The sequence below is a fragment of the Sessilibacter sp. MAH3 genome (assembly GCF_054658275.1).
Genome location: NZ_BAAGIE010000016.1, coordinates 79,357 through 97,375 on the forward strand (window position 1 = coordinate 79,357; position 18,019 = coordinate 97,375).

General features: G+C 41.4%; 10 protein-coding genes. 3 read left to right on the plus strand and 7 right to left on the minus strand.

The genetic code is table 11. The features are described 5' to 3' along the window. Window positions 1–457 precede the first annotated feature (457 nt). Window positions 458–3,817: a WD40/YVTN/BNR-like repeat-containing protein gene (locus ACYQ2C_RS11435; protein WP_460102608.1), complete on the minus strand. Its 3,360-nt coding sequence runs from the start codon at window positions 3,815–3,817 to the stop codon at window positions 458–460. 330 nt (window positions 3,818–4,147) lie between these two features. Here ACYQ2C_RS11435 and ACYQ2C_RS11440 point away from each other — a divergent pair, with 330 nt between their 5' ends. Both ACYQ2C_RS11440 and ACYQ2C_RS11445 read left to right on the plus strand, forming a co-directional pair. Next, entirely contained in the window at window positions 4,148–4,750 is a 603-nt protein-coding gene (locus ACYQ2C_RS11440) for a hypothetical protein (RefSeq protein ID WP_460102606.1), read from the plus strand. 193 nt (window positions 4,751–4,943) lie between these two features. Beyond that, complete coding sequence (locus ACYQ2C_RS11445; protein ID WP_460102604.1) at window positions 4,944–5,201, plus strand: hypothetical protein; 258 nt, start codon at window positions 4,944–4,946, stop codon at window positions 5,199–5,201. A 44-nt stretch (window positions 5,202–5,245) separates the two neighbouring features. On the opposite strand, the gene ACYQ2C_RS11450 is transcribed toward ACYQ2C_RS11445, so the two are convergent. The 4 genes from ACYQ2C_RS11450 to ACYQ2C_RS11465 form a co-directional block, all read right to left on the minus strand. After that, window positions 5,246–5,806 carry an HD domain-containing protein gene (locus ACYQ2C_RS11450; RefSeq protein WP_460102602.1) on the minus strand — a complete coding sequence of 187 codons (561 nt, stop codon included), beginning with the start codon at window positions 5,804–5,806 and terminating at the stop codon, window positions 5,246–5,248. A gap of 173 nt (window positions 5,807–5,979) precedes the next feature. Further along, window positions 5,980–6,861, minus strand: a complete 882-nt coding sequence (locus ACYQ2C_RS11455) for a haloacid dehalogenase type II (RefSeq protein ID WP_460102600.1) — start codon at window positions 6,859–6,861, stop codon at window positions 5,980–5,982. A 142-nt stretch (window positions 6,862–7,003) separates the two neighbouring features. Then, entirely contained in the window at window positions 7,004–7,408 is a 405-nt protein-coding gene (locus tag ACYQ2C_RS11460) for a hypothetical protein (RefSeq protein WP_460102596.1), read from the minus strand. Window positions 7,409–7,748: 340 nt separating this feature from the next. After that, window positions 7,749–8,252 (minus strand): GNAT family N-acetyltransferase, encoded by a 504-nt coding sequence (locus tag ACYQ2C_RS11465; RefSeq protein ID WP_460102592.1) that lies wholly within the window; start codon window positions 8,250–8,252, stop codon window positions 7,749–7,751. A 263-nt stretch (window positions 8,253–8,515) separates the two neighbouring features. Here ACYQ2C_RS11465 and budC point away from each other — a divergent pair, with 263 nt between their 5' ends. Continuing rightward, window positions 8,516–9,280 carry a meso-2,3-butanediol dehydrogenase gene (budC, locus tag ACYQ2C_RS11470; protein WP_460102590.1) on the plus strand — a complete coding sequence of 255 codons (765 nt, stop codon included), beginning with the start codon at window positions 8,516–8,518 and terminating at the stop codon, window positions 9,278–9,280. Between the two features lie 192 nt (window positions 9,281–9,472). Here the strand turns inward: budC and pbpC are convergent, their stop codons facing one another. After that, complete coding sequence (pbpC, locus tag ACYQ2C_RS11475) at window positions 9,473–11,887, minus strand: penicillin-binding protein 1C (RefSeq protein ID WP_460102588.1); 2,415 nt, start codon at window positions 11,885–11,887, stop codon at window positions 9,473–9,475. Further along, window positions 11,884–17,631, minus strand: coding sequence for an alpha-2-macroglobulin (locus tag ACYQ2C_RS11480; protein WP_460102586.1), 5,748 nt, complete (start codon window positions 17,629–17,631; stop codon window positions 11,884–11,886). Before ACYQ2C_RS11480 ends, pbpC begins: the two co-directional genes overlap by 4 nt. Window positions 17,632–18,019 lie beyond the last annotated feature (388 nt).

The following is an 18,019-nucleotide window of genomic DNA, read 5'->3' on the forward strand; positions in this document are numbered from 1 at the left end:
TTGTGGCGCGAATTCATATACTAACCGCGACACTTTTTACCTTAAAAAAGTAAGCCGGAATACGTACTTTTCCTCTCCTACCAAGAAGATGATCCAGTATGTATAACCAGCTTACCTATGAAGAAAGAGTAACGTTTTGAACATTAAAGTTGCAAGGCTTATCGATTAGTAAGATTGCAGTACTTGTGGGGCGTCGTTTCTCAAGTCTATATCGAGAATTGAAGCGCAATTGTTGTTATGTGATCGATAGTGCTTCGACCTAGTAAGGCAGAAATACGTACGTGCGTTTGAAGGCATCGATCTCGAAGAAACAAACATTTCACTTAAGACGATTTTTAATGCGTAAAAGAATTGCTCGCTAAAAAGTGCTCACCTGAACCAATTTTTTGGATATGATTGAAATCAACAACACGTCCCTGTGTGTCGATCTCTTTTTTATCTCACTAAAAATATCTTTTTACAGCTTAGGCAATTTTTGTCCTTGTACCCATGGTGCTCCTGCTTTTTGAAGTTCGGCTTCAAAGGCGGGAATGTCTTTGGTTAGTATTAAATCCAGTTGGTTGACAAGGTCGGTGAGTTCTTCACGGGCGATGTCTAGACTGGTTCGCATGGCGGGTGTTGGGCCGTAGGTTGAGCGGAAGGTGCCAATTAGGACGTGCGATAAGCGATCACCAATTCCTGTGGTGTCGTTTACAGCGCCGACTTGGTTTTTGGCAGGGTTGCCATCGACTTGCACGCTCATACCTAGCAGCTTGGTGCGTAATGCTGAGTATTTTGCGTCTAGTGTTCCCGGTGCGGATTGAGTTCTAGATAGCGCGGTATTTAGGTCATCTAAATGCGCAACCGCTGAACTTAATGCGGCACTGGCAGCACTGGCAACGCGTTGTACGTCGGCAATTTCTTTCCAGAATGCGGCAACGGCTTCGGCATCAATTTCTTTTAAAGCTCCTTTGGTGTGCATTGGTACAACATCGAAATTTTGTGGCGCAACCAATTCGGTCACCGTGCCATTAATTTCTTTGCTGATGCTAACGCTGTAAACACCGGGCGCTATTAACATGCCTTGAGGTTCGTCGGATAAAAAGCCACTTTCACTACCCACTGCTTCGTGCGCTGGCAAGCGCAAGTCCCAACTGATGCGATGAATGCCTTTTTTCGCAGAACAGCTGCCCGACTTTAATGCAGCATCGTCACAATTAATGGCGTTAATTTTACGAATAACATTGCCGTCAACATCACGAATGGTAAACCACAGTGCCGGAGCTTGTTGCAGTTCTTCGGCTTGCAAGGCATCCCAACTTGGTAGGGTTAACGATTTTTTATCGTCTTTCAGTTTTTTCTCTGCGGCTTTGCGTTCACCTTTTAGAGTTTTAATGTCATCTTTTAAATAATACGTAAAAGTAGCACCAAACTCTGGATTGGGCGCGGCAAAGGTACCCGCACCTTGTGAACCTAACGCACTTAAACCGAGCGGTTGACGCTCTATGTACCAAAGCGCTTTACGGGTTGGAAATAACAAGGCTTCTTGTTCGAGCTTTTTCTCGGTTAATTCGCGCAGCGCACTGTAGTCGTCTAACACAAAAAAACCACGACCAAACGATGCACCAATTAAATCGTTTTCACGGCGTTGAATGGCTAAATCACGGAACGAAATGGTCGGCACACCACCGGTTAATTCAATCCATTTTTTACCAGAATCGACCGAGAAAAATACGCCAAACTCTGTACCCACAAACAATAGATTAGGATCAACGTGATCTTGCACTAAACGCCAAACCAAGTGTTTTTCGGGAAGATCACCAGAGATTTTTGTCCAGGATTTTCCGAGATTGGTACTTTTATAAAGATACGGCGTAAAGTCACCGTGCTTGTGATTATCTAGGGCCACATAAACGGTATTGGCATCGAATAAATCGGCTTTAATATCGTTAATAAAAGCGGTTTTAGGTACGCCCGGCAATTTATTAACGTCTATTTTTTGCCAATTTTTACCACCGTCTTGTGTTACCTGAATATGACCGTCATCGGTGCCCGCATAAATAACACCGGCTTTTACGGGCGATTCTGCCAGTGAAGTAATGGTGCTAAATTGCGACATGGCGTAAATGTCCCACGCGCCATCCCAACCTTGGCTGCCACCCATAATGGGTTGACGAATGCGCTCTAGGTTTTTGGTTAAATCACCAGAGATCGCCGTCCAAGTATCGCCACGATCTTCCGATTGCCAAACGCGATGCGACGCAAAATACAAGCGCGAAGGATTGTGCGGGCTCACCAAAATAGGCGCGTCCCAGTTAAAGCGCTCGGGTGGCTCACCTTTGCCCGGTTGCGGCTGAATATAAACCACTTCGCCATTGGTGCGATCGTAACGGGTTAAATTGCCCTGCTGCCATTCGGCGTAAACAATATCGGGATTACCCGGTTCTGTTGCCGGTTGATGGCCGTCACCAAATAAAATCACCGACCAATCGGAATTTAAAATACCGTGGCCGCTGTCGGTGCGCGAAGGCCCGCCTTGGGTATTGTTATCTTGGGTACCGGCGTAAATATTGTAAAAAGGTAGGTCATCATCAACGGCAAGCTTGTAGTACTGCGTTACCGGTAAATTAGAAATAAAACGCCAATTCGCGCCGTTATCAAAGCTTTCGTACAAGCCGCCGTCGGTGCCCACCATCATGTAATCTTTATCACCGGCGATAAATTCCATGGAATGGTTATCGGAATGCTTGTGTTCTTCCTTCATGGCGTTGAAGGTTTTACCGCCATCGGTAGACTCTAGCATACGCACGTTGGCTAAAAAGATGTGATCAAGCTTGTGCGGGCTGGCGTAAAGCTCTTGATAATAATGCGGGCCGGTACCGCCAGAAACCGCATCGGCGCCTTTCACCCAAGATGCGCCGCGATTGCTGGAGCGATACACGGCACCGGTGCGGCGATCTAGTTCGATGGCCGCGTAGACAATATCGGGGTCAATGGGCGAAATCGCTAAACCAATTTTACCCATTTCGCCTTCGGGCAAACCTTGAGTTAACTTCTGCCAGGTTTCACCGCCGTCTACCGATTTATGCAAACCAGAACCCGGGCCGCCGCCGTAATAGGCCGCAACGGTTCGATGACGCTGCCAAGTTGCGGCGTATAAAACATCGGGATTACGCGGATCAACCACAACATCGGTAACGCCCACCCATTCTTTATCGCCTAAGACTTGTTTCCAAGTTTCACCACCATCGGTGGTTTTGTATAAACCGCGCTCACCACCCTTCGACCACAAAGGCCCCTGCGCAGCTACCCAAACAACATCGGAATTAGTGGGATGCACAATAATTTCAGAGATATGCCCGGAATCTTTAAGGCCAAGATTTTTCCAGTTTGCACCGGCATCGTGACTCACATAAATACCATCACCAAAACTCACGTGACGACCACCGACGTTCTCACCGGTGCCCACCCAAACAGTGTTGGGGTTACTTGGGTCAAGAGCGACCGCGCCAATTGAATACACCTCTTGACCATCAAAAATGGGCGACCAAGTCGTGCCCGAGTTGACGGTTTTCCAAACACCACCAGAACCCACGCCCACGTACCAAACGCTGGTATCGGTGGGATCAATCGCCACATCGGCAATACGGCCCGACATAAAACCGGGGCCGATATTTCTGAATTCTAATCCGCCAAAGGTTTTAGACGACAACAGCGAAGCGTCGTCTTTATCTTTCTCTTGAGCCAAAACCGCAGTATTTACCGACAAACACAAACCGCCCGTCACCAAAACCCCAGTCACAGCCGATCTAATCGCCATAGCTAAACGTGAAGCCACCGTTGATCTCCTTAGTATTTCTTTTTATAAGTACATTTATAGAGCCTGTTAAAAGGCGTTAAAAGCCTTGTAGAAGAAACGAATTAAAACCTGAGTTATTCAATTAATTCGATTCTCTATATAAGACAATAAATGAAGTCAAACTGATAATTTCGTTAGTCAGTCAGAAAAAAAAACTATGATACATTAAACAATGTAAATCATTCTAAAATAACACAAATCTCACAAAGAAATTGAACATGACAAAAACAGAAAAATAAATTCTAATTAAAATCTCAAATTAAAAAATTCATTAAACTTTAAAAGATTTTCTTTAAGGGTAACAATTCAGTGATTGAATCATCAAAAATAGCATCTACCATCGTTAGTGCTGTCAAAAATGTACATAAAGAATATAGATATAAAAGACTGGATAAAAAATTAGACGAAATTCAAAATGAAAAGAATATAAAGATTTTAGACTTAATAACATCAGATGAAAGATTCGCTCTATTTTGTAGACTACAACGGGCTTGTGAGATATGTACATCTAACGAAATGATAAACGTTTTAGCAGAATTTTTAATCTCCGGCATAAAGCACCCAACAATTGATGAAAAACAAGATATATATCAAATCTCATTTGATCAATTAGCAAAGCTTACTCACTCAGAGGTCAATTTATTATCCGAGTTACACAAGCACAATATTTACTGTAACAGCCCAGAAGATATTGAGAATCTATATATAAAGATAGAAAACTTAAGAAATGAGCTAATTAAGAACAGAAGCTATAGCTGGGATGAATTAGAAATATTAATTAATAGTTTAAGCAGAAACGGATTTCTAGAAATAAAACAAGGCCATTTTTCTGACAGCGAAAGTTATTATCACCTAACAGAACTCGCAAGATATACAATTACATTAATCCTTTTACGAGAGGATATTTTTTAATTGAACCTCAACATAAACCTAGCAAAAAGACAATGCAAAACTAGCAAGTTATGGAAAAAAATTAACATTCATACATTGATTAAATTAATTATCATAAGCACCTGTTTACCTTGTGGCTGCTCTACCACAAAAACCCTCTGCAAATTAACAGATAACGAGCTAAAAACACTGCAAACAAAAACTCAGATTTTTTTTGAATGAGCCCGAAGGCAATATTTGCAACACCAAAATTATTAATGATCCTTATTACTCAACCGTTTTACCCGGTTATTGCCTTGTAACCACCGAGTATCCGGGTTCAGAAAGTTGTAGTCCCGTAATTGATGGACTAGGAACCTTAATTTATGAGCCAGAATCGCTAGAACCCATAAACATAGTTTCGTGGCCTGCGCCCAATGGGTATCTCAAAGATTTAAAGAAAACAGGACATCTACAAATCGAGCAAAAATAAAAAAAATGCTAATCAATTCTTACTAACTTTCATCATAGTTTTATTTAGCCAAAATAAGACGCCATCAACTCCTTGGCCTTTTTCCATAATGTTGACGAACCTTTAGGAATGGTTTTTTCGTAACGTGCGGTTGCTTGTTCTTTGCTAACGCCAAACTCGGCCCATGTTCCACCACCGGCTTTTACGTTGTGAATTAACGGCTGAAAGCGATCTAACGATTTTGCGAATGCGGCGTCCGGTGTTTCACCTGCTTCAAACTCAAGCCACAATGTTTTTAATTGTTGATTGAGCTCTTCAGGTAATAATCCAAATAAACGATCTGCGGCTTTAAGCTCTTTTTCTTGTTGGTCTTTAGGTTCGGTAGAACCGTAAATGGGATGATCACCCGCATCAATCTCAACAATATCGTGAATTAACAACATACGAATCACACGATTAATATCAACACCTTCTGGTGCCTCATCCGCCAAAATCAATGCGTACATCGCCAAATGCCAAGAATGCTCCGCCGAGTTTTCCCTCCGTGAAGAATCAACTAAAGGCGAACTTCTAATAACGTTTTTTAGCTTGTCTATTTCTACTAAAAAATCAATTTTCTTATCCATACACAATAAAAACTCTGAATAATTAAGCGATACTTCAAAATAAAAAGTATCTGGAAATACATGCGTTTAAAAATATAAGGTATCTGAAAATACGACGAATTTTAAAATACAACGTATCTTAAAATAAAAAAGGAGGCCTAGCCTCCTTGATTCTTAAATTTGCAACTTCCAATCTACAAACTCATTAACACCTTTGCTAAGGCTAGCATATCTTCGCCTTGAAAATGCGGTTGTTTAAAGCTGGGTTGATACAAAGATTCTTGGCGTTTTATGTAAACTCCAGTCATACCGGCACTGACCGCGCCGTGAATATCCCACGGGTGAGCTGCAATTAAAGCGACTTCATCAATATTTAAACCCAATTTTTTTGCGGCATAATGATAGGGTTCTGGTGCGGGTTTCCAGTGGCCGCTGTCTGAGGCCGGCCAAAGATAATCGATTTGATCACGAATACCCGCTTTGGTGAGCAGTTTATCGGTATTGCCAGATGAGCTGTTGGTCAGCGTAATTAATCTGATACCGCTGGCTTTAAAATATTTAACTGCTGCGACTACATCTGGATGCGGCGGTAACGCGGCAACATTAGCGAGAATGTCTTTAGCTTGTTCCGTAGTAAGTGGCGCTCCGACATTAGCTGAGGTCACTTTAAGCGTATTTACCGCTAATTCGCCAAAGGGCAATAATTCATGGCTGGATTCTAAGGCAAAGCCATCACGTAGCATTTGCGAGAAAAATAATTCTAGGCTGTAAGCCGGTAAGCCTGCTTCTACAAACGCAGGACGAAGCGCACGCAAATCAAACAGTGTTTCAATAACATCAAAAGCAATGGCTTTTGGGCGTTTTCTAGATGTTGCAGATGTTGAAGAGTTACTTGCAGCCTCAGTTGCAAAGGATATTTGACTGGATGCAAGACCCGAAAGTGCAGCTAAACCAGCGATTGATGATTGCACAAATTTTCTACGATTAAATTTTTTGCCGCTCGTATTAGTTATCGAGGCATACCCCACTTCATCCGGTTGATCTACACCAAAATTGTTTTTCGAGTTATCACCCATATTGGAAACCCCTTTTACTCCAATAATTTGTTTTTAAATAATTTAGGATCGATCGTTTTTTAACGCAGAGGTTCATTAATTTTCTACAATAGACCCTGGCATAAGCCAGAGTCCATTAATTAATCAGTTACTGGCTTAATAGCTATCGTTTAATTGTTAGCATAGTGTCTTGATCACGCATCAAATACAGGGCCATTATTGCAGCAAGCATTGGAAAAGCCGCAAAGAACAGCAAATTTGGCACTTTCCAAGGGTCAAAATAATGTTCAAAAGACACTAATGTAGACGCTAAATGCATAAGAAAAATAATCCCATAGGAATATTTTTTCATAATGCCCAGTAAAAACGCCAATACCACCGCTGCCTGCAACAGGCCAATAACGTACACCAATTCGGTCGCAAGGCCTTGAAAGTAGTAAAACTTAGCAAAGACGCGAGCTGAGTGCTCTGGATTGATAAATTTATCAATCGTCCACATAAAAAAGACGATAAACACACCAACACGTAGCAGCAGTAGCGATAATTTTAAGGATTTAGCTTCAGTCATAAAAAACTCATTTTCTGTATGGAAATTATCAACGGCGAAAAAATATACGATTATTAATACGCCTTTTTGAATGACAGCTACAAAGACTGATAAATCCGTTAATGGCTCAATAAAAATAACAAACTGTTCAAAATATCGTTAAATACATAAATGAACAGTTTTAGAGGACTGAAGTACTTGTTGATTTGCTCTGGCAGTTACTGTTGAAGCCAATAAGATACAGATTAAACCGTTTAAGAGAATCTCTGATTAACTCCATGGTTTAATGACAGAACAGAAATTGACAATTCGATATTCAATCTCTTCACAATTTCAACAAAGATAAGTTAATAGGAGTTTCTTATAAAAAATAACGATACTGGTTATTTTCAAAGCCATACAGCTGCGCAACACCATCGCGCTTAAAGCCGAGTTTTCGCAATAAATAATTTGAGGCCGTATTATCCGGTAGCGTTATCGCCAAAACTTCATTTATTTTTAAGTTGTGCTTTGCATGAGAAAGCACAATATTACAAGCTTCTTCTGCATAACCTTTGCGCCAGTAATTGGGTAAAAATGCGTAGCCTAAATCTGGAGTGTCTAACTCTGGTCGTTTAACCAAACCACACATTCCAATAGGTTCTAGGGTTTCTTTCAGCTGCACCATGTTAAGCCCAAAACCGTTTAGCTTGTAACTTTCTAAGGGGCTATTTTGCAAATACAATTCAGCTTCTGCTTTGGTTTTTACGTTTTTATCGGCAATATTTTGTATAAAAGCAGCATCATTTAATTGTGTAAGAATATAATCCGTATCTGACAATAGAAAATGTCGAATACATAAACGTTCCGATTCACCAATAATCATAATGACTCTCAATCAGTTAAAGATACCTAAGTTATTGAAATTGACGATAGACTATCGACCTAATACCCATTAACCTCATGTTAAGTTAATCACTTAAACTAACAAATAAATTCAGATTAATCTTATTTATTTAACAAGACTTCATCATTAAGATCTGTGCCCATTCTCATACCAACCATAAACCCGCACATTTTGACATTACTTCACCATGCTGAAGCTGGGGTTATGTGTTTGTATTCATCTAACAGCAAAGGGTTTTTATTATGTCAACTTTGAACAAATCAGCGATTGTTACCGGTGGCGGTTCAGGTATTGGTGCGGCTACCGCAGAAAAATTGGTTAAAAACGGCTGGAATGTCACTATTTTTGGTAGAACTCAATCTAAACTGGATGCAACCGTAGAAAGAATCGGCAAACCTGAGCAAATGTTAGCCGTAACCGGTGATGTTGCTAACCCTGCCGACGTAGAAACCTTAATAAATGCACACATCGACCGCTTTGGTGGTTTAGATGGTTTGGTGAACAACGCCGGAGTTCCTGTAGGCGGCCCAATTGATGCTGTCTCTTTGGATGATTGGAAAAACGTTATGTCTGTTAACCTGGACGGCGTTTTTTATACCACACGTTTGGCCGTAGCTCACCTGAAAAAAACCGGTGGTTCGATTGTTAACGTATCGTCGGTTTCTGGCCTTGCGGGCGATTGGGGTTTTAGCCCATACAATGCATCCAAAGGTGCCGTAAGTAATTTTACTCGTGCGCTAGCGCTAGAATTAGGAGGTCAAGGCGTTCGCGTTAACGCTGTAGCTCCAAGCCTTACGGATACCGATATGGTGACGTTTATTTCTGAAAACGAAGAAATGATGGCCAAATTTAACGCACGTATGCCAATGGGCAGAGCCGCAAAACCCAGCGAAGTGGCTGCTGCCATTCTGTTTTTATTAAGTGATGAGGCCAGCTTTATTAACGGTGTAAACCTACCTGTTGATGGCGGAATTTCTGCGTCTAACGGCCAGCCTAATTTTTCATAATTGATTGTGTTAAATCGGCCAATTTTTTTAGTTAATTAAAAGAAACTCTGATTAACCCTAGAGTTTCTCGCGACACAAGGATGTGTCGCCAATCTCAAAAACGTTAAGTAATTGATATTGTGAAGAAACTGAAAATTGCATTTTTCAATTTCTGCCTTAATGCACTCGTATTTTTCAAGCGCGCTTTCTAAATTAGGGTTGATTTATAACACGAATTTTTTTACTGCTACTTCTACCCGAGTCATCTACCACGGTTATCTCGTGCTCACCTATTTCTGCCTGCCAACTTAATACATTACCAGTTGATGACTGGCCAATATATTGATTATCAATAAACCAAAACTGCGTTGTTACATCCGAATCTACGGTTGCTTGTAATTGAATATTGGAACTCTGGTGGTTATCGATAACGTAATCTATAGAAGACAAAGGTGAGGTAATTAACGGCTGCTGACCGGATGCACTTTTAGTATTTAACTGGCATTCGGGCAAATAAGCAGGTGGCGATTTTAATGAAATTCCGGCCTGCTGAAATAACTGCAAAAAATCCGATGGCCAAAATTCGTAAACCCTTAGCTCTGTATTTTCTTGAAAAAAATCACAAGCGCGTAAACCGGTCTTGTTATCTACGGCTACCGCTCTGTGTACGGTAGAAACCTTAATGGGAGAAACACCCGGAATAAACCAAGACTCTGTGACGTTCGGGCAATATTTGCTGGGTAAATCACCGGTATTGGCGCACACATCAACTTTTTTAATATTAAGTTGCTGAAGATTGTATTGATCTTTTAGCTTCCAACCTTGATCGGGAAATATCGACGAAAATATCGAAAATAATAACGGGCCAGCGGCGGTTCTACCCACGAACGCAGGATTCCCTTCACCGTTAAAATTACCCACCCAAACCGCCAATACGTAAGGCCCCGAAACGCCAACGGCCCATGCATCTCGGAATGCCCAAGAAGTACCGGTTTTCCAAGCGATATCGTTTGCAAGTAACGAGTTTTTATTACGGTAGCTACCGTCTGGTGGCGGATTATCTTTTAAAATATCTAAAATTAAATAACTTGCTTCAGCAGACAATAAATGTGCGGATTGTTGAGTATTTGCTGGTTCTTTTTGTGCTGGTTCTTTTTGTGTTTTCGAATTTTGATCTTTTACAGAGATTAGCGGTAAAAACTCACCACCACGTGCTAAACCGGCATAGAGTTGCGCAAGCTCCAACATGGTAACTTCGCCGCCGCCCAATGCCAGTGCTAGCCCGTAAAAATCAGGTTCTTTAAGATCTTTAATACCGGCATTGACTAGAAACTCGTAAAAACTTGAATGCTTAAGCTGCGCTTGCAAGTCTACAGCCGGTACGTTGCGACTGGTGATCAGCGCATTTTTTGCAAACACCGGCCCTAAAAATCGCTTGTCATAATTCTCCGGTGAAAACCCGGCAAACTGTTTGGGTGTATCGCGTAACATGGTCATGGGATGAATTAAACCTTCATCCATTGCCAAGGCATACACAAACGGTTTTAAAGCCGAACCCGGTGATCGTTTAGCCGTCGTACCGTTTACCTGCCCTTCGAATTCGGTTGAGAAAAAATCCGCCGAACCCACCATGGCTTTTAGGGTATTGGTTTCGTAATTAATTAACAAAGCCGCAGCGTTATTGATTCCGTCTTTTTTACGTTTAGATACGTATTCTTCAATACGATTTTCTAACTGCTTTTGCAAGCTTACATTTAGGGTGGTTTCAATAACATTAGACTGGTAGCTATTATCCAGCAAGCCAGCATTATTAATCTGTTGAAGTTGATACTGCGTAAAATGCGGGGCAATAAACGGTAATTTATTTAAAGAAGCAACTGAAAGCGGTAAGTCTAAAAATGCTTTTTTATCAACGTCTTCAGGGTGCTTTTCTAGCCAAAGTTCAAATAATCGATCACGAGCCTGTTTTATAGAAGTATAACTTTTTGCCAAACCGGGGGCTCGTTTACTCGGGTTTTGTGGTACCACACTAAGCATCATGGCTTCGGGCCACGTGAGCTTATCGGCGGTTTTATTAAAATAAATTAAACTGGCGGCAGCTATACCTTGAACATTTTGTCCGTAAGAAACACCATTAAAGTATGCTTCTAGTATTTCTTGCTTATTGTAATAACGCGTTAATACCAAGGCTTTGTATATTTGTTCGAACTTGCCATAAAAAGTTGAAGAATTTATTTGCCAACGCATGCGCGCAACTTGCATGGCGATGGTGGATGCACCTACTCGACGATGCCCTATTCCATACGTTGACCAAGCCGCGCGAAATAACGCTAAAACATCAACCCCCCAATGCTGGTAATAATCTTGATCTTCATAGAGCAAAGTCGCCTCAATTAATGCCGGTGCGATGGTTTCTATGGGTTGAAATAATCGATATTGATCATCGTCGGCCAGGCTAATTCGCAATAACGTATTTTCGTCACTTAAAATCGCGGTTGAATAACTGATATCAGCATACAATTGCGGTTTAGGCGCAAAAGCAATAATGGCACTCAATGTTAATAAAATTACGCCAAGCGTTATTAAACTCCATTGAATAACACTCAGCGTAAAGGATTTTAACTTCATGGTTGTGCGGCTAGTACCTTAAAGTTGCGCGATTCTGAAATGGCTTTTACAGAGCGATCGTACATCGATTCAGCGGTTGTAGATGGTACCGTAAAGGTGCCCGCTGCGGTTGCTTTTACCTTGTATTTTAATTCGGTAATTGCACTGTTAAAGCGACCATAATAAACAACTCTATCTTCGCGTACGTCTACGTAATCAATATTGTTAAAAGCTAAATCACTATTATACGTTTGCGCATTGTTAATCGAGTTACGAACCACTTCAAAGCCACCCGGCAGTAAATCAATCACAGCAATGTTACTGAGTGTTTTATTGTTTAGGGCACGTACACGAATAACCACATCCAATTCGGCGCCTTGTTTTATGGTATCAATCGCTTTACCGGTTTTATCGTAGAAGGTTCTGGTAACCTCAACACCCTCCTTAACAGCAGATGTTGGTGATTGATGATCAAACCCAGTTTGTACGTTTACGTAATACAAGCCGTCTTCGCCCTTTACGGTAATTGCCGTGGTATCGGTATCATAATTGGCTTGCGCAAACGGCGCTGACTCACGGGTTAAAACCTGTTGACCCGAATTTGATTGAGCCATAAATTCAATGGCGGCATCAACTTCTGCATTCTCTGTGACACTTGCATAAGCACTTAAGGCCAATACTGAATAAGACGCGGCGATAGTGTTGTAGCGGCCTTCAAAAATGGGGTTGATAAATTCCGAAATCACCGAAAAATTTAATGCCTTCGCTTTCAATTCAAAATGACGAGCCAGCAAATAAATATGCTGTGCATTTTGCGTTAACGCAGAATCAAAATCACCGTAGATATTGTTATTACTCGCAGCCACAACATAGCTATCAATTAACTGCTCTGCTTGATCATTTTGTTTTAACAGCAGATAAGTAGCAGCCATATAGCTTGCGGTTAAATCTTTTCGCCAAGTTTTGGCGTAATTTTTTTCGAGGTACTCTTGCAGCTCAACCAAGTAATTAGTGGTAACCTTACCCATGCGAGTCAGCAAATAAATCGCATTGGCGCGTACTCGTGCCTGCTCTAAATCACTACTTTGTTGACCAACATAAAACGTTAAATAACTCTCTAGGCGCTCTAAAATATCGTTAGGCACCGCAAAACCGAGTTCTTTAGCCTCTAATAAAAAGTGCGCGGCGTAAACCGTTGGGTATTCAGAAACCGAACTATTACCTGGCCAAAAACTAAAACCACCCTCACTTAATTGACGCTGACGCAGTTTTAACAAAACTTGGTCAAAATGCTCCTGCAATTGAGCTTGTTGGTCTTGCCAGCCGATATGGCTCATTAAACCAATTCGCGGAAATACCTGGCTAACAACTTGTTCGGTACAGCCGTGTGGATAATTTTCTAAATAATCGTGCAGACCATCAACCAATACCAGCGGGCTGGTGGATGCAGAAATATGCTGTGACGCTAAGGGTTCAAACAGTTGGCGAGACAATTCTACAGTAACATCGCCATTTTTATTAAAGCCTGCGCTAAAGTCACTGCGATAAGTCGTTACTGGTCGTACACTCAGACTGGCACTGCGCGATGCATCAATTCCGTTATGCTCTGCCGAAAAGACAATATTTGCCGCCCCCAATTTAGGCAGTGTTTTAAATTTGAAGCGCAATGCCGCTTCGCCACCTTCATCGATCGCAATGGTTTGAGTGGATTCAGACAGCAGCTCTAGATGTTCAGAAGTTTCTACACTGACTTTCACCTGTGCAGCAACCCCAGAACCTTCAATGATATTGGCAATACCAATAGTTGCCTCAAACTCATCACCCGGTGCGGTTTGTAAAAGTACGTTGGGTGTTAATACAAACGGCCCGCGAACAATGGTACTTTTACTGGTTGCACCCATGGCTTCGTCGGATACCGCCACGGCCATTACCCGTAATGCACCCGCGAATGTATCGGGAACATTAAACTGTACGGTTTGCACATCACTGGTTGATTCAATAATTCCCGACCAATAAACCGCAGGAGTATCGGTTTTGCGTGTAAAAGGATTTAGATTCGCTGCCAGAAATTCATCAGCTTCGACGAAAGCGCCACCACCGGCGGCGGATAAATTTTTCCAGAGATTAAATTCTGGCAAAATTAAATCCATCATTTGCATGGTGGTAACACCGAGCGCACGCTTTTGTAAAAAGTGACTTAACGGCTGAGGGGTTTGATAGTTTTCAACCTGCAAAATGCCTTCATCAACGGCAAAGACAACAATTTTGGCGGGTTTTTCGGTTGAATAACGAATGTCCATGGTTTTGCCCGGACGAACAATTCGATCTATGTCTAAATTTACCGCCAAATCACGTTTAGAGCGATCCACACTGAAAGGTTGCACTGCGTAACTTAACGGGCTGGTATAAATTTCTTCGCTCGAAATATCGCGCACAAACGCCACATTAACGTAGGCTGTGCCTTCTAGGTTATCGGGCACACGAATGGTTTGCAGCGTACTTTGGGTAGTGGTTTTAAACCATTTATAAATATGCACACGATCGGATTCGATAGTAATTAAACCCGCACCTTGATACGGAGCCTGAATACTCATCTCAATCGTTTCGCCGGGCTTGTAATCGTTTTTATTTAGCGTCAATTGTAGCTCGGCGTTTTTATCAATTTTACCGGATAAATTACCCACACCTACAACGGTGAAATCGATTCTCGACAAACGATGATTGTCGTTGTCGTAAACCTCGTAGGCGTAACGGCCCGGTTGCGAGCTGTCGATAGCCAATGACGTATTATCGTCAACAACAAATGCTTTATTGGAAAGAATATTTTCTTTGGTAATGGTTTGATATTGATAGGTACCGTTGGGTTGTTTTACCAATGTTGAAACATCTTGTAACTCAATGGTACGCAAGGTTAAATCTTGTTGTTGCACTGTATTTAATTGTGCGTCTAGGGCAATCCATTCGATACTGCGTTGGCTGTTTTGATTAATATAATCCAAACGACCATTGGTTTTGTAACCCAAGACAAAATCCAACGGCGATAAAAGCACACTACTATTGGTCGTAACACTACGCCCACCGGCTTGATCAAACCCTTCGATGCTTAAATTAACGCGATAGGTACCACTGCTAAAACGACTCAAATCAATATCGTATAGTGCTTCACCGTCGTTATTGGTTGTAATCGACGGCAGAGTCTCGCTGATATTTAGCGGTTCTTTATCGCTGGTTATGGTCGAGAAGGTGTAGTCTTTAAACTGACTGAAATAAAAACTGGCAGGATAAACGTGTAAATACGCTTCCGTTCTGCGGTTTTGTGCTGGTACATCAAACAGATTCTTAAGCGTTGCTTTTGCGGTAATAGAAGATTGCGTTGTCCAGCGAGCCATATCCAAACCTTCTAATTCGCTGGTAATCTTCATGGTATCGGGCTGGAACTCTTCAACCGTAAAGGTCACATTACCCAGTTCTTCGCCACGTCGATTATTGTTACGCAACACGTACACTTGTGCGGTATAAAGACCGGTATTAAAGGTTTCTTTGGTATCAAAGTTAAATTCAAAGAAACCGCTTTTGGGTACCGTTATCTTTTGTTTGGTTAACGATCGATATTGCGAATCTAGAATTTGCACTTCTACCGGAATACCTTCAACGTTTTGTAAATTATTGCGTTTAACAATAAAGCCTAAATGCACCGATTCGCCGGGGCGATAAATACCGCGGTCGGTAAATACAAAAGCGTTTAGCTGCTCACTTTTTTGATAACGCGGGTTAATACCACCAACGTCAAAACGGGAGTTATTAATTTGTCGTGAATAGCGATCAAAGGGAATAAATGAAGAGTCATTACCGTGGGTTACAAAATACACAACCGGTTGTTTTTCGTTACTTAACCCTTCGGTAGAGGCTAATTGAGTATGACCCGAATCATTGGTAGTGCCTTCTACTACTGGCAATCCGTTTTTACCCAACAATTGTACTTTTGCATTGGCAACAGGTTTGCCATCAACAATAGATTGCACAAAAACATCTTGGGTATTGTTGATATTGGATTTAACAATAATCCCCAAATCAGTGACCAAAATAAGTCGGTGATCTTCTATACCGTAGATTGTATTTTTTCTTCGTTCATCATAACCGTGGACTTTTACGTAAAATAAACCATAGCTCTGACCACTGTCTTTTAAATAGCTGCTTAGGTCTAAAGATGCATAGCTCAAGGTTTTAGGATGAGCATTGTTTAAACGAACAATTTTCTCGTTTATTTTAGCAATGTTATTTTCGTCGAAATACCAATTGTTAAAATCTGGCGAACGTATATCGCCACTGGTTTGGCTGATTAAGTGTGTTAACTGACCATCAATAATTTGCCCAATGGAAAACTTAAGCGCTTGTACACCGCGGGCAGAAACCGAAAGTTTATGTTCACCTGAATAGGTTAAAATAGAACCCTCACCAAAGAATTGCAACTCTTGCGGATAACGATTGACCGTGACAACGTGATCGTAAGCAACCGTGGTTTTAAAACCGTTACGCGATATTAGGCCTTTATGAATACGCGCGTAAATCTGGCGATTTTCAGGAACATCAAACACAAAACTGTAAGTTGCAGAATATGACCGAGGATTTTCTAGCCATTTGGGTGAAAGCTTTTCGCTTTGTTCAAGAATAGCGTCGTTAATTTCGCCACCGTTATTCCAATGGGCGTTGCGATTATTCCAACGATCGGGCAATAAATAAAACTCGAGTTTTTCAGCTAAATTTTCTTGTTCTATATCGTCGGTTAATTCTATAAATACGGCCTGCTCGGGTTCGTCTTGGTCATTACGAACAATGTCAAAAAACATTTCCGATATTTTTAAATAGCTCGCAACATCGGGAATTAACACGCGATTATCAACCACAGAATCGGTTGGTGCACCACCCAGCTTAGAGGCAATGCCCTTGTCCAGATTTAATGTCATGGTGTTGGCAACATCGGGTAAATCAATGGGCTCAGAGACAACATAAGCGGTGCGAAAAGTTTCGCTGTAATTGACGTCAAACGAAAAGGCTTTGGGTTTTACCTCGATACCGGCGCCGGAAGGTCGCATTAGCAATTTCGCATGTTGCTCAAAACTCTTGGGATCAACGGGATGAGTAAAATTAAGATCGGCGGTTACACGGCGAATAGAACTGTTGGTGGGATCTTGATAAAAGCTGATGTCATCAATCGATACCTGCATAGCCGGGGTTGTAAAGCTTATTTGAGTTGTTTTTAAACGAGTTTCTTCACTAAAAATTGCCGGATCAAGATCAATAGTGTATTCCGTACCCGGCGCCCAGTCGCCTTCTGGTGAAAAATACAACACCTGATCTTGCCCCCACTGCCATTGACCTTCTATGACTGGAGCAATCGTCACGCCTTGGGTTAACTCTTCACCGATTAAATCTAACCTTGCAATAGAAGGCGATTGTTCGGGTAGAATTTGCCCTTCTTTAAGCTCTGAATAATCAAACTCAAAATAAACCTGAAGGCCACTGGCAGATGCGCCTTGATAATCTTCTGTTAAGAATGGTGGCTCAACATTGGCTTTAACAAAAACCTGACCTGGAAGCGATTTAAGATAAAAAAAGTAGCCAATAACAGCAACTAGTAAGATCAGCAACAGTGCTAATAACCAAGGTTTAGATCTGGCCTGCCTATTAAAGTACACCAACCAAATTGGCGCCTGCCACTGAATTGATCCAAACACAAACTTAAATAACATCAAAGGCGTTTTCATTCATTCTTCCCAGTCTGAACCTGCGCACTTCATTCGGCCCGTTTTTAGGCTGTAAATGCGGCGCAATAATTGCGGCTAGAGTAACAATAAACCTTGGCAATTTCATATTTTAAATATGACGAATTATGGCAGATACACCGATCATTATTTAATCGATTTCTGATTTTGGCGTATTCTAGAAAAATACAACGATATTTACAGACAATAAATATTAGCCACTATTTGCACAAAAAATACAAGAAACTCTGATTAACAGAGTTTCTTGTGACACAAGGATGTGTCGCCAATTTCAAGAACGGTAAGTAATTGAAATTGCGAAGAAATTGGAAATCGCATTTTCAATTTCTGTCCTCTGATTAAATCATGGATGAGTTAATCAGAGGTTTTT